This window comes from Candidatus Roizmanbacteria bacterium (assembly GCA_016700135.1).
Classification (GTDB): Bacteria; Patescibacteriota; Microgenomatia; order UBA1406; family GWC2-37-13; genus UBA1450.
In genome coordinates this window covers 1,030,796-1,048,380 of sequence record CP065004.1, presented here as the reverse complement: position 1 = coordinate 1,048,380, position 17,585 = coordinate 1,030,796, and the positions used below count along the sequence as shown (strand labels likewise).

Below are 17,585 nucleotides of genomic sequence, written 5' to 3'. Positions count from 1 at the left end.
GTAATAGAGTTGAATTTTATGGTAAATCACTTATATTGAATATATGGGTATTTCTCCAAAAGAATTTCTGATGAAACTGGTCCAAAAAGGCGTTGTGGATCAACAGGTAGCCTCGCAATATGAGGTGGACAGTTTGAAAAAAAATATTCCCGTTGATCGCTACTTGCTACAGTATACCAATATCTCAAGTGAGGAGATAATGAAAACAAAAGCTGATCTGCTGAACGTGCCGTATGTAAATATTTCAACCACGGCAGTCGATCCGCAGGCACTTAAATTTATCCCTCAGGCAATAGCAGAGCGACATACGATTATGCCGTATATGTATGATCAGCAGGCCAATAAAGTATATGTCGCGACATCTGATCCTTTAAACGTCAGTCTGCAGGATTTTATTGAAATGAAAACAGGGGCAAAGGCAATACTTGCTCTTGCACTTCAGGAAGACATTGCAAAAGCAATCACGGTCGCGTATACAAAAAACTTATCGCCTGAAGTAGAACAGGCTCTTCAACAGGTGGCACCCGCCAAACCTGCGAAGGAAACGGTAAAAGCAATTGAAACCAGCAGCGATTTCACAACAGCTCCGATTGCAAAGATCGTAAATACCATTCTTGAATTTGCGGTGAAAAGCCGTGCATCGGACATCCATATCGAACCGCAGGAACTTAAAACGCGTATCAGATACCGTATTGACGGTATCCTTCAGGAAAAACTGTCACTTCCGGCAAGCATTCATGAATCTCTAATTTCCCGTATCAAAATTCTTTCGGAAATGAAGATTGATGAGAAGCGCGTCCCGCAGGACGGCCGATTCAATTTTAAGACAACTGAAGAAGAAATTGATTTGCGTGTATCCACCTTGCCGACTGTTCATGGCGAAAAGGTCGTTATGCGACTTCTTCGAAAAAGCGGAGGAATGCCGGCATTGCAGGAACTCGGACTTGAAGGAACTCAACTGAAACGATTTGAGGAAGGTATGGGACGGTCATACGGTATTGTATTGGTAACCGGGCCTACAGGTTCAGGTAAAACGACGACTCTTTACTCTGTTTTGAACAAATTGAATACAAAAGCGGTGAATATCGTGACTCTGGAGGATCCGGTAGAGTACCAGATTGAAGGTATCAATCAGGTACAAATCAATCCGCAGGCAGGACTAACGTTTGCTGCAGGATTGAAGTCATTTTTGCGTCAGGATCCGAATATTATTCTGGTCGGAGAAATCCGCGATAAAGAAACAACCCAGCTTGCTATACAGGCAGCTCTGACGGGTCATTTAGTATTCTCGACGCTTCACACCAACGATTCGGCAACGGCTATTCCTCGTTTGACTGACTTGGGAGGAGAGCCGTTTCTTATTGCATCGGTGTTGAGTGCTGTGATGGCCCAGCGTATCGTAAGACGCGTTTGTGACAACTGCAAGGAGACATACGAACCTCCTATTGAGATACAGCAGACTGTAAAAGACGTTCTCGGTCCGCTCCTTCCACGCCAGTATCAGGAAGGGACACCTATTCAGCTAACCCGTGGACGTAAGTGTGAAGAATGCAACAATTCAGGTTATAAGGGACGTATCGGTATCTATGAAATTTTGAAATTTTCACCTGCTTTGAATGATCTTGTTTTGAAGGGGGCATCTTCACATGAAATTGAAGGACAGGCGCAAAAAGAAGGAATGGTACTCATGAAACAGGACGGATTCCTGAAAGCACTCAAAGGTATAACAACTATTGAAGAAATTATGAGAGTCACAGAGACAACATAACTATTACTATTTATATTTATCATGAAACTTGAAGAATTATTCCAGCAAACACTTGAGAAAGGGGCATCTGACCTCCATATTATTCCTGATTATCCGCCGATGCTTCGCATACACAACGATCTGGTGCCGGTGCAGGGGAGCAGCGCCCTGACGAAAGAACAGACGGAAGCTTTGCTCGAAAAAATTCTTAATGAATCCCAACAGGATGAACTGCATACGAATAAAGAAACGGATTTCGGGTATGAATGGGGAGACATCAGATTCAGAATAAATTACTATCACGTCAAAGGCGGACTGGCGGGTGCGTTCAGGCTTATACCAAAAAAACTGAAAACGCTCGAAGAACTGGCCATTCCTTCCACTCTGCATAAGCTGGCCAAGTACAGCAACGGATTGGTACTGCTCACAGGACCTACCGGAGAAGGGAAGTCAACTACTATATCGGCACTGCTTAATGAAATAAATATTACTGAAAAGAAACATATTATCACGATTGAAGATCCGATTGAGTTCGTCTATCCTACAGGAAAATCAATAATTTCACAGCGGGAACTGCATTCTGACACACATTCGTGGTCAAAAGCATTGAGATCAGTACTTCGTGAGGACCCCGATGTTGTATTGGTCGGAGAAATGCGGGATTTGGAGACTATACAGGCAGCTCTGACAATTGCAGAAACGGGTCATCTTGTATTCTCAACCTTGCATACAAACAGTACTCCGGAAGCAATCAACCGCATTATCGACGTGTTCCCGGGTCATCAGCAGAATCAGATCCGCAATCAGCTTGCGACTGTCCTGAAAGCCGTTGTGTATCAGAGACTCGTTCCGAACTTTCAGAAAAACGGACGAATCCCGTCACTTGAAATACTGTTCAACACTCCTGCAGTCTCCTCACTAGTACGTGAAGGCAAAACCTTCATGATTGATAATGTTCTGGAAACAGGCGAAGAACACGAGATGATTCTTTTTGACAAATACCTGTCCCGCCTCTACAAACAGAATCTGATTTCAAGAGAGGATGCATACGCATACGCGATAAGAACTAAGGAAATTGAAAAATTTATGGCCTAACTAATGCTGTTTACATATAAAGCACTCCAAAAAGACGGAACAAAAATCAGCGGAGAAATGGATGCGAGTTCTGAAAAAGAAATATCTGAATATCTCAAAAAGAACTCTTATTTCCCCATTGAGATCAAGGAAAAAAAGCCGAGTTCTCTCGACAATATCACAACATTGCTCCAACAGGTATCTTTTCAGGATGTGACTTATATGACAAGGCAGTTTGCTATCATGCTTGACGCCGGACTAACTCTCATTGATTCAATTGAGATTATTATGAAGCAGGTCCAAAAACCTGCTCTCAAAAAAATGCTTTCAGAAATTGACAAATCGCTCCGCGACGGTAAAACCTTTTCGCAGGCATTGTCAAAATATCCGAGACAGTTTTCACATTTTTACGTTGCATTGGTTAAATCTGGAGAAGCTTCAGGAAAACTGGACAGTATTCTCGAGAAACTGGCTGAACATTTGGAAAAACAACGGGCATTCAGTCAGAAAATCAGAAATGCAATGATCTATCCTGTTGTTGTCATCTCTGCTATGTTCGTTATGATGTTTGTCATGTTTGCTTTCGTGATGCCTCAGCTTTTGTCTTTGTACGACAGCTTCGAAGTCGAACTTCCGCAATCCACACAGATTATAATGGCAATCTCGACATTCATGAAAAACTATTGGCCGTTTGTACTTATCGCAATTATTGCCCTGATCGTGACGCTTCTTAGATTGAAGAATACGAAGAAAGGCCAGGAAATATTTGACCGTTATATTTTTAAAATCCCTCTTCTTGGGAACATCGTAAAGACCTCCGGACTTGTAGATGCTACCCGTACTCTTTCAATTCTGATATCATCGGGTGTGCCGATTCTTGACGGGTTGGTGATTGTTATCGATGTCAACAGCAACATTGTTTTTAAACAGGCATTTCAGAGAATTAAGGAAAAGGTCGAAAAAGGAATGTCAGTGGGATCTGCCATGTCCAATGAACCGATTTTCCCCGAATCACTGATCCAGATGGCAATCGTCGGAGAACAAACTGGACATCTGGACGAGACATTGCTGAAACTTTCAGAATACTATCAGACCGAGTCTGAAATGGCAGTGAAAGGACTGCTTACCATGATGGAACCGATGATCCTTATTGTTTTGGGTGTTTCTGTAGGCTTTTTGGTAATGGCGGTCATCACACCGATTTTCTCACTGACCAATTCGCTGCAATAAACCACTTGACAAAGGTTTACAAAGTATTATAAAGTAGTAATAGACATTACTTATTCTACATATACATTTTATTATGAAAAATATATCGGAGAAAGCTTTCACACTTGTCGAGCTTCTCATCGTAATAGGAATCATTGGAATACTTGCCGTTACTTTGATGGTTTCATTGAATCCTGCAGAAGCGCAGCGGAAATCAAGAGATGCAAAAAGAATACGTGATGCCCAGACCCTTCAGACAGTTATTGAACAATACATTGCCGATCCTACAAACAATATTCCTGCCGGCTGGTCAGTGGCAGCAGGTATCAACAGCACCCAGGTCGGAGGAACAACTACTGTCCATTCATGCAGCAACAACTGGTTCAACGTGAACTTGTGCGATTATGCAAATACCATTCCGACCGATCCGACAAACGGCCGAAACCGAGAGGTCGTAACTGGTGCAGGTACTCAAGCGAGCGGTGCCACACGATACGAATTCCGTGTCGACGGAGCAGGATCGACGGATTATGAAATCCGTGTCCGCCAGGAATCACAGGCAAATGAACAGAAAGTTACACAGGACGGAGGCGATGATGCCGGATGGTTTGAGATCTTTACAGACGACAACGGAAACATCCTCTAATCTTTTCATTGAAACTTGACAAGCGGGCAGAAATGCCCGCTTTTTTTTTGTAGAAAATAATAATGAGCTATTATTTAATGATGTTAGAGCTAGTTTGTCATATGCAGACTATGTAGGCTGCGGGCGAGTACCCTAGTAATTTAATGCTGTATTAGTTTCTGCTTCCACCGATACAGTTGTCATCCCCGACCTGATCGGGGATCCAGGATACTGAAAACTGGTGTCATCCTGTTTTATAAGGGATTCCCGTTTTCACGGGAATGACATTACATTGTGACTATGTAAGATAGTATCTCGTTCACTCACTCTTTATCTGTCCGAGTAGCTCCTGAGCCTCTATGAAGTTGGGGCGCAGTTTGATGGCATACTCTACTGATTCGACGGCTTTCTGGTGATACTCATCCGTCTCAACTTCCTGGTCAAGAAGCGAATAAAAAAGTCCGAGCATGTAGTAGCTCTGCGCATCAGTCGGGGCAATAACTGTCGTATATCTCATACTGTCAACTGAACGTTTCAGATCGTTGATGTCACCGGTCATCTGATAATAGATATAGTTATTTTTCGCTTTGGTACGCCAGTATTGGAGATTATCCGGAGAGTGTTGAAGAGCACTGGTGTTTGAATCACGGGACAGCGCAATCAGATCAGGTGCTGAAGAGGCATCTCCGCCGAAAGATGTCAGGAAAGCAAGTTGAGCTAGCGCGGTTGAAAGCTTGTCTTCATAGACATGTTCATACTTCTTATCAATTGCCCTTATGTAATACTGGGAAGCAGTCTGATAATCGTTTTCTCCTTCTGCTTCCTGAGCAAGCTTATACAGTCTGTCGGCCTGATAATAGTGCCAAGTATTCCATAAAAGGAATAATCCCACGCCAAAAGCTGCAACTGCCTGGAGCTTTGCAAGCCTTCCTGCCGACTTCATTTCATCCTTTTGGGTACCGGCAGCCAGGATCGCGGCAGGTAGTAAATAGAGGAAAAGCTGTTGTGTTGATGTCGAAAATCCAAAGAAGTTGGTAATCAGAATGGTGATATAAGCCATCAGAAAACTAACCGACCGCAGTTCAGCTTTTTCACGGGATATTGTATAAATCGCATATCCAATAAATGCAAGATATCCGGCAAATCCGATAAATCCTGTCGTTGCAAAATAGTTCAGAAACTCATTATGTGCTTTGTTGTAAATAAAATCCCATTCTGAGGTAAGGTTGTGCTCAAGAGGACGGGTAAAGTAATATGAATAGGCAAACGTCTCCGGCCCGGTACCGAATAAAGGATATCGCAGTCCGAGTTCGAGTGCTCCTTTCCATACTACTTGTCGAATTTGAAAAGAATCGGTAACCTGAAGGTGTTCCGGCGTATCAGTCGGCAAACTTGAACTGGTGATTGAAACTATAAAATAGCTTGTTACTAATACTGCGGTAATAAGAATACTTCTATACAGGAATCTCAGTTTTGATTGAGCCTGATCCGTAATCAGGAGGATACCTCCGATAAGCATGCTCAAAGCAACTGCTAGTAGAGACGACCGTGACCTGGTAAAAAGTATTGCTAAAAGGTTCAAAACAAGATATCCGCCGTAAAGATATGACAGCCAATTAACTCTCTTTTCCCTAAAAACAAGATGAACGAGCCTCATCAGACGTTCCTTTATGCCTTTCAGTGTATAGATAGGGTCTTTGTTTTCGATAATTGTATCGAAGAGAAAATATAACCCTATGAAAAAGTGAACGGCTAGATATGCTCCGAGCCAGTTCGGCTGACCGAGAGTAGAGAACATGCGAAGTGCCGGCTGAAACTGAGCCGTCCAGCATGCATTAGTGAATTCACCCGTAAAGACTAGGCAGGACAAATCTCCGCCGAATTTTGCCGGAAGTCCCCACAATATGACGACAACCGAAGCCATTAAAGAAGTTTGCAAAAGGTTTGCAACATCTTTTCTCCCGAAACTTTGAATAAATACAAAAAAGAGAGCAGTATAGGAAGCTATTGACAAGAGTCCGCCGTTCCACCGGCCGTAATATCCGAACAGTGACGTATGCGTATCAATTGAAAAAAACGAAGAGAGGAGCTGCGTTCCGAGAAAGAATAACAATACGTACAGCAGTTTTGGCAGATACAATTTCGGCCGGTGTAAGATATAATGAATTATCCAGACTGTACTGGCGAGTATTGATATTGTATAAATAAAGATAATTTTATTGAACTCGAACATCTCTGTGGTTCTGGCACTCATCAGAAGCGGTGTCAGAAGAAAAAGAAGATAATACAGAAAACGAATCGTACGATTCATAAAATCAGAAGTTTGAAATTTATTGAGCATAATGTCCATTATAAACAATCTCAAAAACATACGAGTTCCATTTTTCTCTTCATTCAAGGCATACTTTGATCTCGGTACAACAAACACAAGAATTGCCGTGAAAAAGAAAGGCGTCGTATACCGTGAACCCACATACCTCGGATACAACGCAAAAACAAAGGAATATATGTTTTTCGGCACGGAAGCAAAGACTATTCAAGGGAAAACACCTGATTTTCTGCATATCGTAAGGCCAGTGACAAACGGAATTTTAGCGGATTTTGACGCAGAAGTCTCTTTTCTCAGATACAGTATGGAGACAGCGATCAAACCGTATCTTGATCAGTATGCACTGATTAAGCCTCCCATTCATGCCGTTGCGGCGACACCTTCAATTGCAACTGAAATCGAGCGTAAAGCCGTTGAAGAATCATTACAAAAATCAGGCTGCACGCAAGTGACCATAGTCGAGCGTGCTTTGGCTACCGCTGCAGGCTGCGGTTTCAATATTTTTTCTCATGAACCTCAGATGGTAATTGACCTTGGTGGTGGATTACTGGAAGTCAGTGTCGTCTCAGGCGGTGGAATTGTCGGACAAAAGGTTCTCAAGAATGCCGGAGAACATATGAACAAGCAGATCGCACACTATATGTATCTCAAACATGGAATTGTTTTGGGTGAGAATACCTGTGAGAATATCAAAATTGAACTGTTGAACTTTACCGATAAGGAAGAGACTATCACGGTAAGAGGAAAATCACTGGAAACAGGACTGCCGAAATCAATTAAACTAAAAACTTCAGATATACGTGAGGCTCTGATCAGTCAGTTTCATCAGGTGATTGATGCAACACGGGAGCTTATCGAAGGCTCTCAGCCGGAGGTCGCTGACGCCATTTTCAAAAACGGTATCGCACTCACCGGGAAAATTGCCGGTGTCCCGGGGATTGAACAGTATTTTCACCAGGAACTCAAAATCGATACGTACGTAGTCGAACATTATGCTGACGCGACAATCTACGGCATGATGCGGCTGGATCAGGACAATGAGACCATTTACAAGATCGCGGCTCCTACATATTGATTCCTTGTGATAAGCGAAGTAATCAAAATTTGTGAGTGAAGTGGATGTTTGAGCTGACACACTTAGTGCGAGTTCACTTCCGAACAAATTTTCGGTTACGAGCGACTTGAAAACTGACCATGAATACTCACTGCACATCCAGTGAATAAGTTACGAAAGATATGGCACTCATAGGGAACTAACATCTATGAGTAAATGGGGAGGAGATCAGCTTCGAGTAATTAGGAGTTATGACTGGCAGTACAATAGAGATCTTATGAAAAAGATACGATCTCTATCAGACTACAATCAGTCAGATGTAGCACAAATCAGAAACGATGTTCTGACATTTGCAGAGAAGTACGGGATACAAGCTGCAGTTGATGCATATGGGATATCACGAAGGACATTGTTTCGATGGAGGAAGAGACGGCGAGATTCAGAAGGGCAGTTGGATAGCCTGATACCAGAGACAACCAAGCCAAAGACACCCTGACGTATGGAGACTCACCTGAAGGTCATATCCTTTATCAAAGAGATTCGAGAACAATACTTTTGTTTGGGAAAGGAGAAGATCAAGCCCTTACTTGATGAGTATTGCCTACAGGAAGGAATTTCAACTATATCTGAGTCAACCATTGGAAAAGTGATCAAAAGACACAACCTGCAGCGCAAGACCTACCGGATCTATCACAATCCAGCAAGTGGCTTTGCAAAACGGAAAGTAAAGTACCGACAGAAGGTCAAGCGGTCTCCCTGGCGTGGAAGATACCGGATACATTGAGATTGATACCATCACGAAGTTTGTACACGGAATCAAGCTGTATGTCTTCAATGCAGTGGACATCAAACTCAAATTCCAGTTCTCCTACGGATACTCAAAACTCAACAGCCGAAACGGTGCTGATTTTATGAGAAGACTGGAACTAGTATACCCAATACAAGATGGTATAAAAACCATACAAACAGATAACGGCCTCGAGTATCTGGGAAACTTCCATGACTATCTGGAAGAAAACAATATCCCACACCTCTTTATCTACCCCAGATGTCCCAAGATCAATGCCTTTATTGAGCGAGCAAACAGAACACTCCAGGAAGAATTTATGAACCCCTACATCTATACCAAGTGGACCGGTATCGGATCATTCAATCGTCACCTTATTGAATACCTCGTCTGGTACAATACAAAGCGAGTTCACAAAAGCCTGAACAATATTTCACCTATGGATTACCTATTATCTATTTTACCTAAAGAGTGCCATATGTATGGAACTCATACATCCAGTTGACTTTACCTCAGTCACACAATATAATAGCAATACACTTCTTGTGAAGAGGAAAGTAGAAATTCTTCTATACTGCCTCCAAAAAGAATGCTTGACATTCATTTATGGATTGTCTAAAATAGTGATCCGCTATTGAAGCGAATATTTCTTTTGTTTCAAAAGCGGTTTCAAAGAGCACATTAAAAAGTTAGTACTTTAGTTTAGTAATCGGGTTAGGAAGTTGTCCTGCGAAACCGAAAGGTTAGTGGGAAATTTCCGAACAAAACATTCAATCTTTTAAGCATCTCAGTAAAATGAGATCGCTTGGGATTAAACCTTTTTTAAGAGTTTGATCCTGGCTCAGGATGAATGCTAGCAGTGCGCCTGAGATATGCAAGTCGAGCGTTGCCTTGAGAGAGCTTGCTCTTGAGAGGAAGCGGCGGACGGCTGAGTAACACGTAGGATCTCCCCTAGGTAAAGAATAGCTCACCGAAAGGTGGGGTAATGCTTTATGGTCTCCGATTTTTCGGAGTAAAGTCTTCGGACGCAAAGGATGAACCTGCGGCCTATCAGGTAGTTGGTGAGATAATAGCTTCACCAAGCCTATGACGGGTAGCTGGCCTCATGAGGGTGGTCAGCCAGAGGGGACTGAGACACGGCCCCACTCCTACGGGAGGCAGCAATCAGGAATCGTCGGCAATGGGGGAAACCTGACCGCGCGACACTGCGTGTAGGAAGAAGCTCGAAAGAGTGTAAACTACTGTGGTACAGGAAGAAGTCTTCGGATTGACGGTACTGTACTAGAAAGGGGCCGCTAATTGCGTGCCAGAAGCGTCGGTAATACGTGAGCCCCAAGCATTATCCGGTTTAATTGGGCGTAAAGGGTCGTGTAGGTGGACAGGTAAGTTATCTTTTAAATCCAGAGGCTCAACCTCTGATCTGGAGGTAATACTCCCTGTCTAGAATTTTCTTTAGGTAAGCGGAACTGAGTGAGTAGTAGTGAAATGCGTTGATACACTCGGGAACACCAGTGGCGAAGGCGGCTTACTGGAAGAAGATTGACACTGAGACACGAAAGCTAGGGTAGCGAAGCAGATTAGAGACCTGCGTAGTCCTAGCCCTAAACGAATGTTCGCTGGCTGCATTGGCCAACTTTATGTTGTCCGGTGTGGCGAAGGTAACCCGTTAAGCGAACCGCCTGGGGAGTACGGCCGCAAGGCTAAAACTCAAAGGAATTGGCGGGGAGGCACACAACCAGTGGAACATGTGGCTTAATTCGAGACAAACCGAAGAACCTCACCAGGGTTTGACATGCAACTGCTCGTCCTATGAAAGTAGGATTCTTTCGAAGGTGTTGCACAGGTGCTGCATGGCTGTCGTCAGTTCGTTCCGTGAGGAGTGCCCTTAAGTGGGACAACGAACGCAACCCCCATCGTATGTTACAAGTGTCATACGAAACTGCCCAAGTCTGACTTGGGAGGAAGGAGGGGCAGATGTCAAGTCAGCATGGTCCTTATACCCTGGGCTGCACACATGTTACAATGGGATGGACAATGGGTTTTGCAAACTCGCGAGAGTAAGCGAATCCCACAAACCATCTCTCAGTTGGGATTGAAGTCTGCAATTCGACTTCATGAACGCGGAATTGGTAGTAATCGTGGATCAGCTACGCCACGGTGAATACGTTCTTGCCTCTTGCACACACCGCCCGTCAAGCCAACAAAGTCGTTGGTATTCGAACCTCGTGTTTACACGGGGGAGAGTACTGATGGCGATGAGGGTTAAGTCGTAACAAGGTATCCGTTCTGGAAGGAGCGGATGGATCACCTCCTTTCTAATTTTTTTTTAAAAATTTTAGAAGCCCTTCAATAAGTTTTACACTTAAGAAGGAGATAGCATGGTTTCAGAAACCAGTGTTATCACCTTCCTAACCCGGTTACTGGACTAAAAGTACTAATTATTTAACAAATTCAAACAACTCATTTACTGAGCAGCCAATTCGTCTTCTTTCATCTGTCCGCCTAGCGCATACAGCATGAGCGACCTCTTCTTTTTTCTCATTTTTCCCTGTTTTTTATGCATATTTATCATGTATTAAAACAATTGGTCATATTTACATACTTGCTACTTATCGTAGCCGGTGTTTCGATGTCTCAGGTCGTCGCAGCAGAGCCGGCAATCGGTCCGACTCCCTCTCCCGACAGGCCTTCGTTTGAACCGCCTGCACCACCCGTTATCTACAAAGAACCGAAGTACTATCCTGTGAAAATGGAAGAAGTGTATATTTCGACTGAGTATTCACTTTTTCATCCGGGACTTGATTTTGCATCAAACACAACGGTGTCTCATCCGAGCATTTATGCTATCCAAGACGGGACAGTGGTGTTTGCGGAAGATACGAGATACATGACCAGTCCGTACGGATGGGGATACGGAAAACTCGTTGTCATCGAACATGAGGGAGGAGTATTCAGTCTTTACGCCCATTTAAACGATATGAGTATCAAAGAAGGAGATACGGTCAAACAGGGAGATGAAATTGGCGTCATGGGTTCAACCGGAAATTCAACGGGGACTCATCTTCATTTTGAAATGTTTACCAAAGAAGAATTCGGAGTTCTTGTCAAACACGATCCTTCGCAATATGAAGGAATCCAAAAAGCACTTGCTTTACTTCACAACGGTCAGAACTAGAAGTAACCCCGTAACAATTCCCACTATTGCAAAGGTCTGATAGAGAATATATATGGCGCTATTGTCCAGGTTAGAGAAACCGAAGTCAGACGGACGATATTTCCTGTCACCGAACTGTTGCAGGAGCCAGTATACAAGCTCACCGGACTGTCGTACGACGATCAAAAGTCCGAAAGATAGCAGGGCATATCTGAATGAAAAAAGACCGATTATCAGGATTACTAGAAGAAGCGGGAAAATCATAAAAAGATCTCCGCGCACGTATATCAGAAGAATTTTTCCCCACCATGGCATCTCAGTATAAAACCACTTGTTGTTTATTTTTTTTTGGAGATTCTTCAGCATGTCGTTATTCTACCACGACTTTCATGCCTGGTCTGGCATTGTTGAAAATTGCCGCTCCGGTACTTTGATCTTCTTCGTCAAAGTGTCTCCAGACGGAGATCTCAAGATACGGATCTCTACTGTCACCCGATGAACCCGGAAAAATGACCAGTTCGCCACGGTTACCACCGAAGAAGTTGTCAACATAGCGGACTTTTTTCGTAACTCGGTTTATGGTGACATTCATTTCATCTCCATATGCATATTTTTCTTTAAAAATAGTTTCATGTAGGGTCGTCTTGATATTGCCATAATTGTCAACATGTCCGATATAGTCACCCTGAAGGCCGGGGAGAATACCGATATGTGCTTCTTCCAGTTCCATATCATCCTGCATTGCTTCCATCAGGTGTGCCGCAATTCGTGCATGCAGATCTCGTGAAAGGAACTGACTGCCTTTATTCATACCCGGATACGTAAAGACAACATCAACTTTATCCAAAAGCATCGAATAATCATATCCTGAATTTGGTCCTAGGAGGTGAATACCGGATTTCAAACGGATAATGACAAGTTCAGCTCCGAGAGATCCTTGTAAAGGTGTCTTCGAATGAAGTCGGGGATCAGTATTCTGCAAAATCACGGTTTCGAGAGGTCTGCCGTATTTTTCTTCTGTTTCAACAACCTGCCTCAAAAGAAATGACGTATGGATTGTAGACGGAGTAGAGGAGACAAAAGAAATACGGACTTTTTGCGGTTCATTCGAATATCCTTCAACGGCGGTACGAATTTCCTGACATGTCAGTGTATCATCAGCCCAGTCGGCGACTACAATGAGTTTTTTCATATAAATATGAGTATAACAAATAATGTTTCAGTTGGCCGAGCTGGAGGGATCCCGACAGCGCGCAGTGAAATGAGCACTGGTGGGAGGAAAGCGAGGACAGAATCTGAAACATTCAACAATTCAGAATATGAAATAGACTCTTACATCAATTCCATTCCAGTTGTCAGACCGAATTCTTTTGCTGCACTCTTCCCCTGGACCGTGATCTCGACAAATCTCTTGTTCTGATAACCGGAACTTCCGACCGTCATGCCTGCCTCACCGTTCGGGACATCTTTCAGGCGATTGTAGCAAGTGAATTCACCGACTTTTGTCTTGATCTTTTTACCCGGTTCAAAACCGATCTCATCAGGAAGCATGGTTGTTTTGGAGTTACCGAAGTTGTCGATCCACCAGATAGTCTGAGGAGCTTCGGGAATATCATCAAGTGCCATGACCTCTGCCGGAACATCTTCACCTTCATGTACCCACTTTGCCAGGAAAGGCATATATTCAAAGCTTCTGAACTGTGTCAGAACAGTTCGCTGCTGGGCATCTGCTTCGAATTTACCTTTTTTGACAAAAGCATCAATGACGGTCGGCAAATCGGTGACTTTCAGTTCATCGATTATCCCGAATTTTTTAGCGAGGGAAAGCGTTTCCCCTGCAACTGTGGAGACGATAGTTTTATTTGCATATTTGAAAAATCCGAACGGTGTACCGTTAGGGTATTTTTTGCCTGATCCGTGACGGGGTGCTGCATTTACCATGACTACGCCATCTCCGCCTGTTGCACCGTCAATGACATCAATAAGATTTCCGGCTGCCTCGATTTCGCTGAAATTGCCAACACCGACGACGTCAATATTTGCGCCGGGGAAAAGAACTGAAGCACGAGTGGTCTGACGACCCATTTCATTGGAATCACGACAATCCGTAATGATTGAAACAAACATGATTATGTTTTTAGAAATTAATAATACGGAGCAACTGTAGAATGAGAAGTTTTTAATATACACTACTTTCTCACCATATTCCACCGTTTATTTACGATACTAAACAGTATGATGTTATCATACAATTTTGTCAGCTTCAATGACACTTTTGTCAGCTTTTCAGACTGTAAGAAGAATAATACCGTATCTCTGATTTCATTATGCTGACGCCGTAATAATCATATATTCAATTTATAATATGAAGATCTGTGTGCTATAATAATCAAACACGAATTCGTGTTGGAATATGATATGAAAATGCTATACTAGTATTTTCAGAATTGGGCGTGTGGTTCAGTGGCTAGAACGCGTTCCTGATAAGAACGAGGTCGAAGGTTCGATTCCTTCCACGCCCACATCGGTCCGACGAAGCAAAAGCGAAGTCGACCCACTTCATTGACATACGAAGGACTCGTAGCTCAGTTGGTAGAGCACTCGGCTTACACCGCGCCTGCCAAAGTGCAATGAGGAACCGTAGCTCAGTTGGTAGAGCACTCGGCTTACATCCGAAAGGTCAGAGGTTCGAGCCCTCTCGGTTCCACACATTTGCACGGCGGGCAGCTCCGAAAGGTCAGAGGTTCGAGCCCTCTCGAGTCCACACTTCAACCCAACTTTCTTCAAACATAGACAACTAACCTATAGAAATGTATAATTCCGATACCGTAGTTTGATACTAACCAGAAGGGAGTTGAAATGTCTGACCTTGAAAAATCAGTTAAAGCAATTCTGTTTTTTGGATCGGCAACGATGCTCCTGTCTTTGACAGCCGGATTGATCATCCGGGTGTTTGAGAACAGGAATGTGTGACACATGATGTTATCACTTGCGCTTTTGTTCGATGTCTACTTCTGGAGCCTGTTTTATCTGGGGCCGAAAAGATTTGACATTGAGATCAGCGTTGCTGATGACATCAAGCGTTTTTTTCGGAACACCCTAATCGTCTTTACGGCGCTCATGGCGTGGTTCGCTTTCTCCAACGGCGGTTTCTAACTCAAACTGCGGTCACGGACATGTCATTGAAAGGTTTGTCATATAGGGGAGCATGCTTCCTCTTATTGATACTGAGTAAGTGACATGTCCGTACCTACCCCTAGAATTCTCCATAATATCTATCTATAATGAATTTCATGGCCACACGTGAGGAACATGACAACATCAAAGCATACATCGACAACTATTTTGAGGGTATCATAAACCTTTTTATTTTCTTCCCGTACTTTTTTTCGATCGGGCCGCTCTTCAAAACCTTGTTTGCTCCCTGGAAAAAGATCACCGCAGTCAAAAAGAAAAAGCCGTCCTTGGGAGAGTGGGCGAGCGATGTGATGTTTGATTTCATCTCGCGTTGGATCGGCTTTTCCATGCGGGTTTCGATCATCATCTTTTATCTTCTGACGCAAATGCTCTACATCATTACTATCCCGTTTCTTTTGCTGTGGCTTGTCGTTTCGATTCCGATTGCGATGCTGACATTCGCTGTCACGGAAAATGAAAAAGAACGGAAAGCCCGTTTCAAAGAACAATTTATCGTCAATCACATGCTCACACCTTCAAGCAAGCTCATGGTAGAAAAGTGGTTTGAATATATGTACGACATGATGCTCAAACCCCGCCACTGGTGGAAACTCCAACAGCTTATGACAATCCCGCCTCTGGCACGCGACTGGGCTGTGGGATTTACTCCGACCCTCGACAACTATGCCGACAATCTCACTGATCCCGGATACCAACTCAAAATCAGAAATCATATCATAGGCCGAGAAGCCGAGACTGCTATGATCGAGCGAACTCTTTCAAAGTCAGACGAAGCCAATGCCATAATAGTCGGAGAAGCAGGAGTCGGGAAGCATACGATCATTGATTCCTTTGCAAAAAAAATTTATGAAGGAAAAACAACTACGCTTCTGGCATATAAACGGCTTCTGAAGCTCAATATGGAGAAGATCCTCAGCGAATATACCGATGATCAGGAACGTCAGAAGTTTATGGAAGACCTTCTTGCGGAAGCAACCGCAGCAAAAAGCGTCATTCTGCTCATAGACAATTTTGAAAAATACGTTTCCTCAGGTGACAACCATTTCGATCTGACGGATGTCATCGCGAAATATGCACAAACCGACATGCTCCAGATCATCGGGATCACCACTCCTTTCGAATACCAGCAATATATTTACAACAACAATAAAATCAGTGACATTTTTACCCGCATCAACGTCGATGAAGTCTCAAAAGACAAGGCGCTCTATATCCTTATGGAAAAAGCACTTATGTTTGAGCAGCGATACAAAATCACGATCCCGTATGAAACCATCGTCACCATTGTCGATAAAAGCAACTTTTTCATCACGAACATCCCGTTTCCAGAAAAAGCCCTGCAGCTTCTTGACAGTGTCTGTATCTATACAACCCAAACGCTCAAACAGAAGCGTGCCATGCCGGCCACGGTTGATATTGTCCTCACGAACCGCACACACGTACCGACAACACTCACTGACCAGATAAAGGATAAATTACTGAACCTCGAGAAACTTCTCCAGACGCGGATTCTCGGACAGGAAGATGCGATCAAAGAAATCTCATCCGCTATGAGACGGTCATTCCTCATGCTCGGAAAACGGAAAAAACCGCTGGCATCATTTCTTTTTTTGGGACCGACCGGAGTAGGGAAGACCGAAACGGCCAAAGCCATATCAGAGGTTTTTTTCGGTTCACATGAATACCTTGTCCGATTTGATATGTCACTATATCAGACCAAAAATGATATTGAAAAACTGATCGGATCAGTGCAACTTCTGAACCCCGGACAGCTGACCAATGCAGTCCGCGAACATCCCTATGGAGTTCTGCTTTTGGATGAAATCGAAAAAGCCCATCCTGATCTTTTGAATATCTTTCTGACCATTGTTGATGAGGGATACTTCGCCGACGGATACGGTCAACGGGTTGACTGCAAAAACCTGGTTATAGTCGCAACCTCAAATGCCGGGGCTGACCACATCCATCAGATGCTGATCAAACAATCCGTCGCAAAACTTAAAAATGATGAACTGTCTGGAAATGCACTCGTCGATTATCTCGTTGAAGAGCATTTGTTTTCCCCTGAATTCCTGAACCGCTTCGACGGTGTGATCGCCTACAAGCCGATCGAAGAAGACACGGCTCAAACTCTCGCTCAGGCCATGGTGCAGAGAATCTCGCAGTCGATCTATGACATGTACAAAATTCATGTCGAAATCTCTGATGAGACTATCAAAAGTCTCACTGCTGACGGATATGATGTCCAGTACGGCGCCCGCAATCTTGAGAGAGTCATGCGTCAGAAACTGGAAGACAAAATCGCCAAAATCATCCTCGAAGGCAAAGTCCACGAAGGCGATACGATCAATCTGTAAAAGATTGTTTTCTATCCACAAATTATTTCCACTACTTGTTTGTCATTCCGA

General features: G+C 43.6%; 14 protein-coding genes, 2 tRNA genes and 1 rRNA gene. 13 read left to right on the top strand and 4 right to left on the bottom strand.

Annotated features, from left to right (window positions below; genetic code table 11):
* Positions 1-43 precede the first annotated feature (43 nt).
* The 4 genes from IPM65_05485 to IPM65_05470 all read left to right on the top strand — a co-directional run bounded on the left by IPM65_05485 (position 44) and on the right by IPM65_05470 (position 4,676).
* The gene (locus tag IPM65_05485; GenBank protein QQS43573.1) at positions 44-1,768 is read left to right on the top strand and encodes a type II/IV secretion system protein; all 1,725 of its coding nucleotides are present in this window, start codon (positions 44-46) and stop codon (positions 1,766-1,768) included.
* A gap of 21 nt (positions 1,769-1,789) precedes the next feature.
* Positions 1,790-2,842, top strand: a complete 1,053-nt coding sequence (locus tag IPM65_05480; protein ID QQS43572.1) for a type IV pilus twitching motility protein PilT — start codon at positions 1,790-1,792, stop codon at positions 2,840-2,842.
* A 3-nt stretch (positions 2,843-2,845) separates the two neighbouring features.
* Positions 2,846-4,051: a type II secretion system F family protein gene (locus tag IPM65_05475; GenBank protein QQS43571.1), complete on the top strand. Its 1,206-nt coding sequence runs from the start codon at positions 2,846-2,848 to the stop codon at positions 4,049-4,051.
* A 73-nt stretch (positions 4,052-4,124) separates the two neighbouring features.
* Positions 4,125-4,676, top strand: coding sequence for a prepilin-type N-terminal cleavage/methylation domain-containing protein (locus tag IPM65_05470; protein QQS43570.1), 552 nt, complete (start codon positions 4,125-4,127; stop codon positions 4,674-4,676).
* A 298-nt stretch (positions 4,677-4,974) separates the two neighbouring features.
* On the opposite strand, the gene IPM65_05465 is transcribed toward IPM65_05470, so the two are convergent.
* A complete protein-coding gene (locus IPM65_05465) occupies positions 4,975-6,996 on the bottom strand; it encodes an O-antigen ligase family protein (GenBank protein QQS43569.1) in 2,022 nt (673 codons plus the stop codon).
* 1 nt (position 6,997) lies between these two features.
* Between IPM65_05465 and IPM65_05460 the strand changes: the two genes are divergently transcribed.
* The 6 genes from IPM65_05460 to IPM65_05435 all read left to right on the top strand — a co-directional run bounded on the left by IPM65_05460 (position 6,998) and on the right by IPM65_05435 (position 12,000).
* Complete coding sequence (locus IPM65_05460; GenBank protein QQS43568.1) at positions 6,998-8,059, top strand: rod shape-determining protein; 1,062 nt, start codon at positions 6,998-7,000, stop codon at positions 8,057-8,059.
* A 187-nt stretch (positions 8,060-8,246) separates the two neighbouring features.
* A complete protein-coding gene (locus IPM65_05455; GenBank protein ID QQS43567.1) occupies positions 8,247-8,534 on the top strand; it encodes a helix-turn-helix domain-containing protein in 288 nt (95 codons plus the stop codon).
* A 3-nt stretch (positions 8,535-8,537) separates the two neighbouring features.
* A complete protein-coding gene (locus tag IPM65_05450) occupies positions 8,538-8,822 on the top strand; it encodes a hypothetical protein (GenBank protein ID QQS43566.1) in 285 nt (94 codons plus the stop codon).
* Positions 8,800-9,330, top strand: coding sequence for a transposase (locus tag IPM65_05445; protein QQS43565.1), 531 nt, complete (start codon positions 8,800-8,802; stop codon positions 9,328-9,330). The genes IPM65_05450 and IPM65_05445 overlap by 23 nt, the downstream gene beginning before the upstream one ends.
* Before the next feature lie 313 nt (positions 9,331-9,643).
* Positions 9,644-11,140 (top strand): 16S ribosomal RNA (locus tag IPM65_05440).
* 242 nt (positions 11,141-11,382) lie between these two features.
* Positions 11,383-12,000: a M23 family metallopeptidase gene (locus IPM65_05435; GenBank protein ID QQS43564.1), complete on the top strand. Its 618-nt coding sequence runs from the start codon at positions 11,383-11,385 to the stop codon at positions 11,998-12,000.
* Here IPM65_05435 and IPM65_05430 read toward each other — a convergent pair.
* The 3 genes from IPM65_05430 to IPM65_05420 all read right to left on the bottom strand — a co-directional run bounded on the left by IPM65_05430 (position 11,977) and on the right by IPM65_05420 (position 14,106).
* Positions 11,977-12,345, bottom strand: coding sequence for a hypothetical protein (locus IPM65_05430; protein QQS43563.1), 369 nt, complete (start codon positions 12,343-12,345; stop codon positions 11,977-11,979). The two genes, IPM65_05435 and IPM65_05430, sit on opposite strands and share 24 nt — an antisense overlap.
* A 4-nt stretch (positions 12,346-12,349) precedes the next feature.
* On the bottom strand, positions 12,350-13,171 hold the full coding sequence (locus IPM65_05425; protein ID QQS43562.1) for an SAM-dependent chlorinase/fluorinase: 822 nt from the start codon (positions 13,169-13,171) through the stop codon (positions 12,350-12,352).
* A 140-nt stretch (positions 13,172-13,311) separates the two neighbouring features.
* Positions 13,312-14,106: an SAM-dependent chlorinase/fluorinase gene (locus tag IPM65_05420; protein ID QQS43561.1), complete on the bottom strand. Its 795-nt coding sequence runs from the start codon at positions 14,104-14,106 to the stop codon at positions 13,312-13,314.
* 322 nt (positions 14,107-14,428) lie between these two features.
* Between IPM65_05420 and IPM65_05415 the strand changes: the two genes are divergently transcribed.
* The 3 genes from IPM65_05415 (at position 14,429) to IPM65_05405 (ending at position 17,534) form a co-directional block, all read left to right on the top strand.
* A tRNA-Ile gene (locus IPM65_05415) sits at positions 14,429-14,501 on the top strand.
* 112 nt (positions 14,502-14,613) lie between these two features.
* Positions 14,614-14,686: transfer RNA gene (locus IPM65_05410), tRNA-Val, on the top strand.
* A 586-nt stretch (positions 14,687-15,272) separates the two neighbouring features.
* Entirely contained in the window at positions 15,273-17,534 is a 2,262-nt protein-coding gene (locus tag IPM65_05405; GenBank protein QQS43560.1) for an ATP-dependent Clp protease ATP-binding subunit, read from the top strand.
* The last annotated feature ends 51 nt before the right edge of the window (positions 17,535-17,585 follow it).

What these genes read in the sequence shown, in the direction of transcription:
- IPM65_05425 (QQS43562.1), bottom strand. Translation starts at nt 13,171, where the DNA reads ATGAAAAAACTCATTGTAGTCGCCGACTGGGCTGATGATACACTGACA.
- IPM65_05450 (QQS43566.1), top strand. Translation starts at nt 8,538, where the DNA reads ATGGAGACTCACCTGAAGGTCATATCCTTTATCAAAGAGATTCGAGAA.
- IPM65_05405 (QQS43560.1), top strand. Translation starts at nt 15,273, where the DNA reads ATGGCCACACGTGAGGAACATGACAACATCAAAGCATACATCGACAAC.
- IPM65_05430 (QQS43563.1), bottom strand. Translation starts at nt 12,345, where the DNA reads ATGCTGAAGAATCTCCAAAAAAAAATAAACAACAAGTGGTTTTATACT.
- IPM65_05420 (QQS43561.1), bottom strand. Translation starts at nt 14,106, where the DNA reads ATGTTTGTTTCAATCATTACGGATTGTCGTGATTCCAATGAAATGGGT.
- IPM65_05455 (QQS43567.1), top strand. Translation starts at nt 8,247, where the DNA reads ATGAGTAAATGGGGAGGAGATCAGCTTCGAGTAATTAGGAGTTATGAC.
- IPM65_05460 (QQS43568.1), top strand. Translation starts at nt 6,998, where the DNA reads ATGTCCATTATAAACAATCTCAAAAACATACGAGTTCCATTTTTCTCT.
- IPM65_05465 (QQS43569.1), bottom strand. Translation starts at nt 6,996, where the DNA reads ATGCTCAATAAATTTCAAACTTCTGATTTTATGAATCGTACGATTCGT.
- IPM65_05475 (QQS43571.1), top strand. Translation starts at nt 2,846, where the DNA reads ATGCTGTTTACATATAAAGCACTCCAAAAAGACGGAACAAAAATCAGC.
- IPM65_05435 (QQS43564.1), top strand. Translation starts at nt 11,383, where the DNA reads ATGCATATTTATCATGTATTAAAACAATTGGTCATATTTACATACTTG.
- IPM65_05485 (QQS43573.1), top strand. Translation starts at nt 44, where the DNA reads ATGGGTATTTCTCCAAAAGAATTTCTGATGAAACTGGTCCAAAAAGGC.
- IPM65_05470 (QQS43570.1), top strand. Translation starts at nt 4,125, where the DNA reads ATGAAAAATATATCGGAGAAAGCTTTCACACTTGTCGAGCTTCTCATC.
- IPM65_05480 (QQS43572.1), top strand. Translation starts at nt 1,790, where the DNA reads ATGAAACTTGAAGAATTATTCCAGCAAACACTTGAGAAAGGGGCATCT.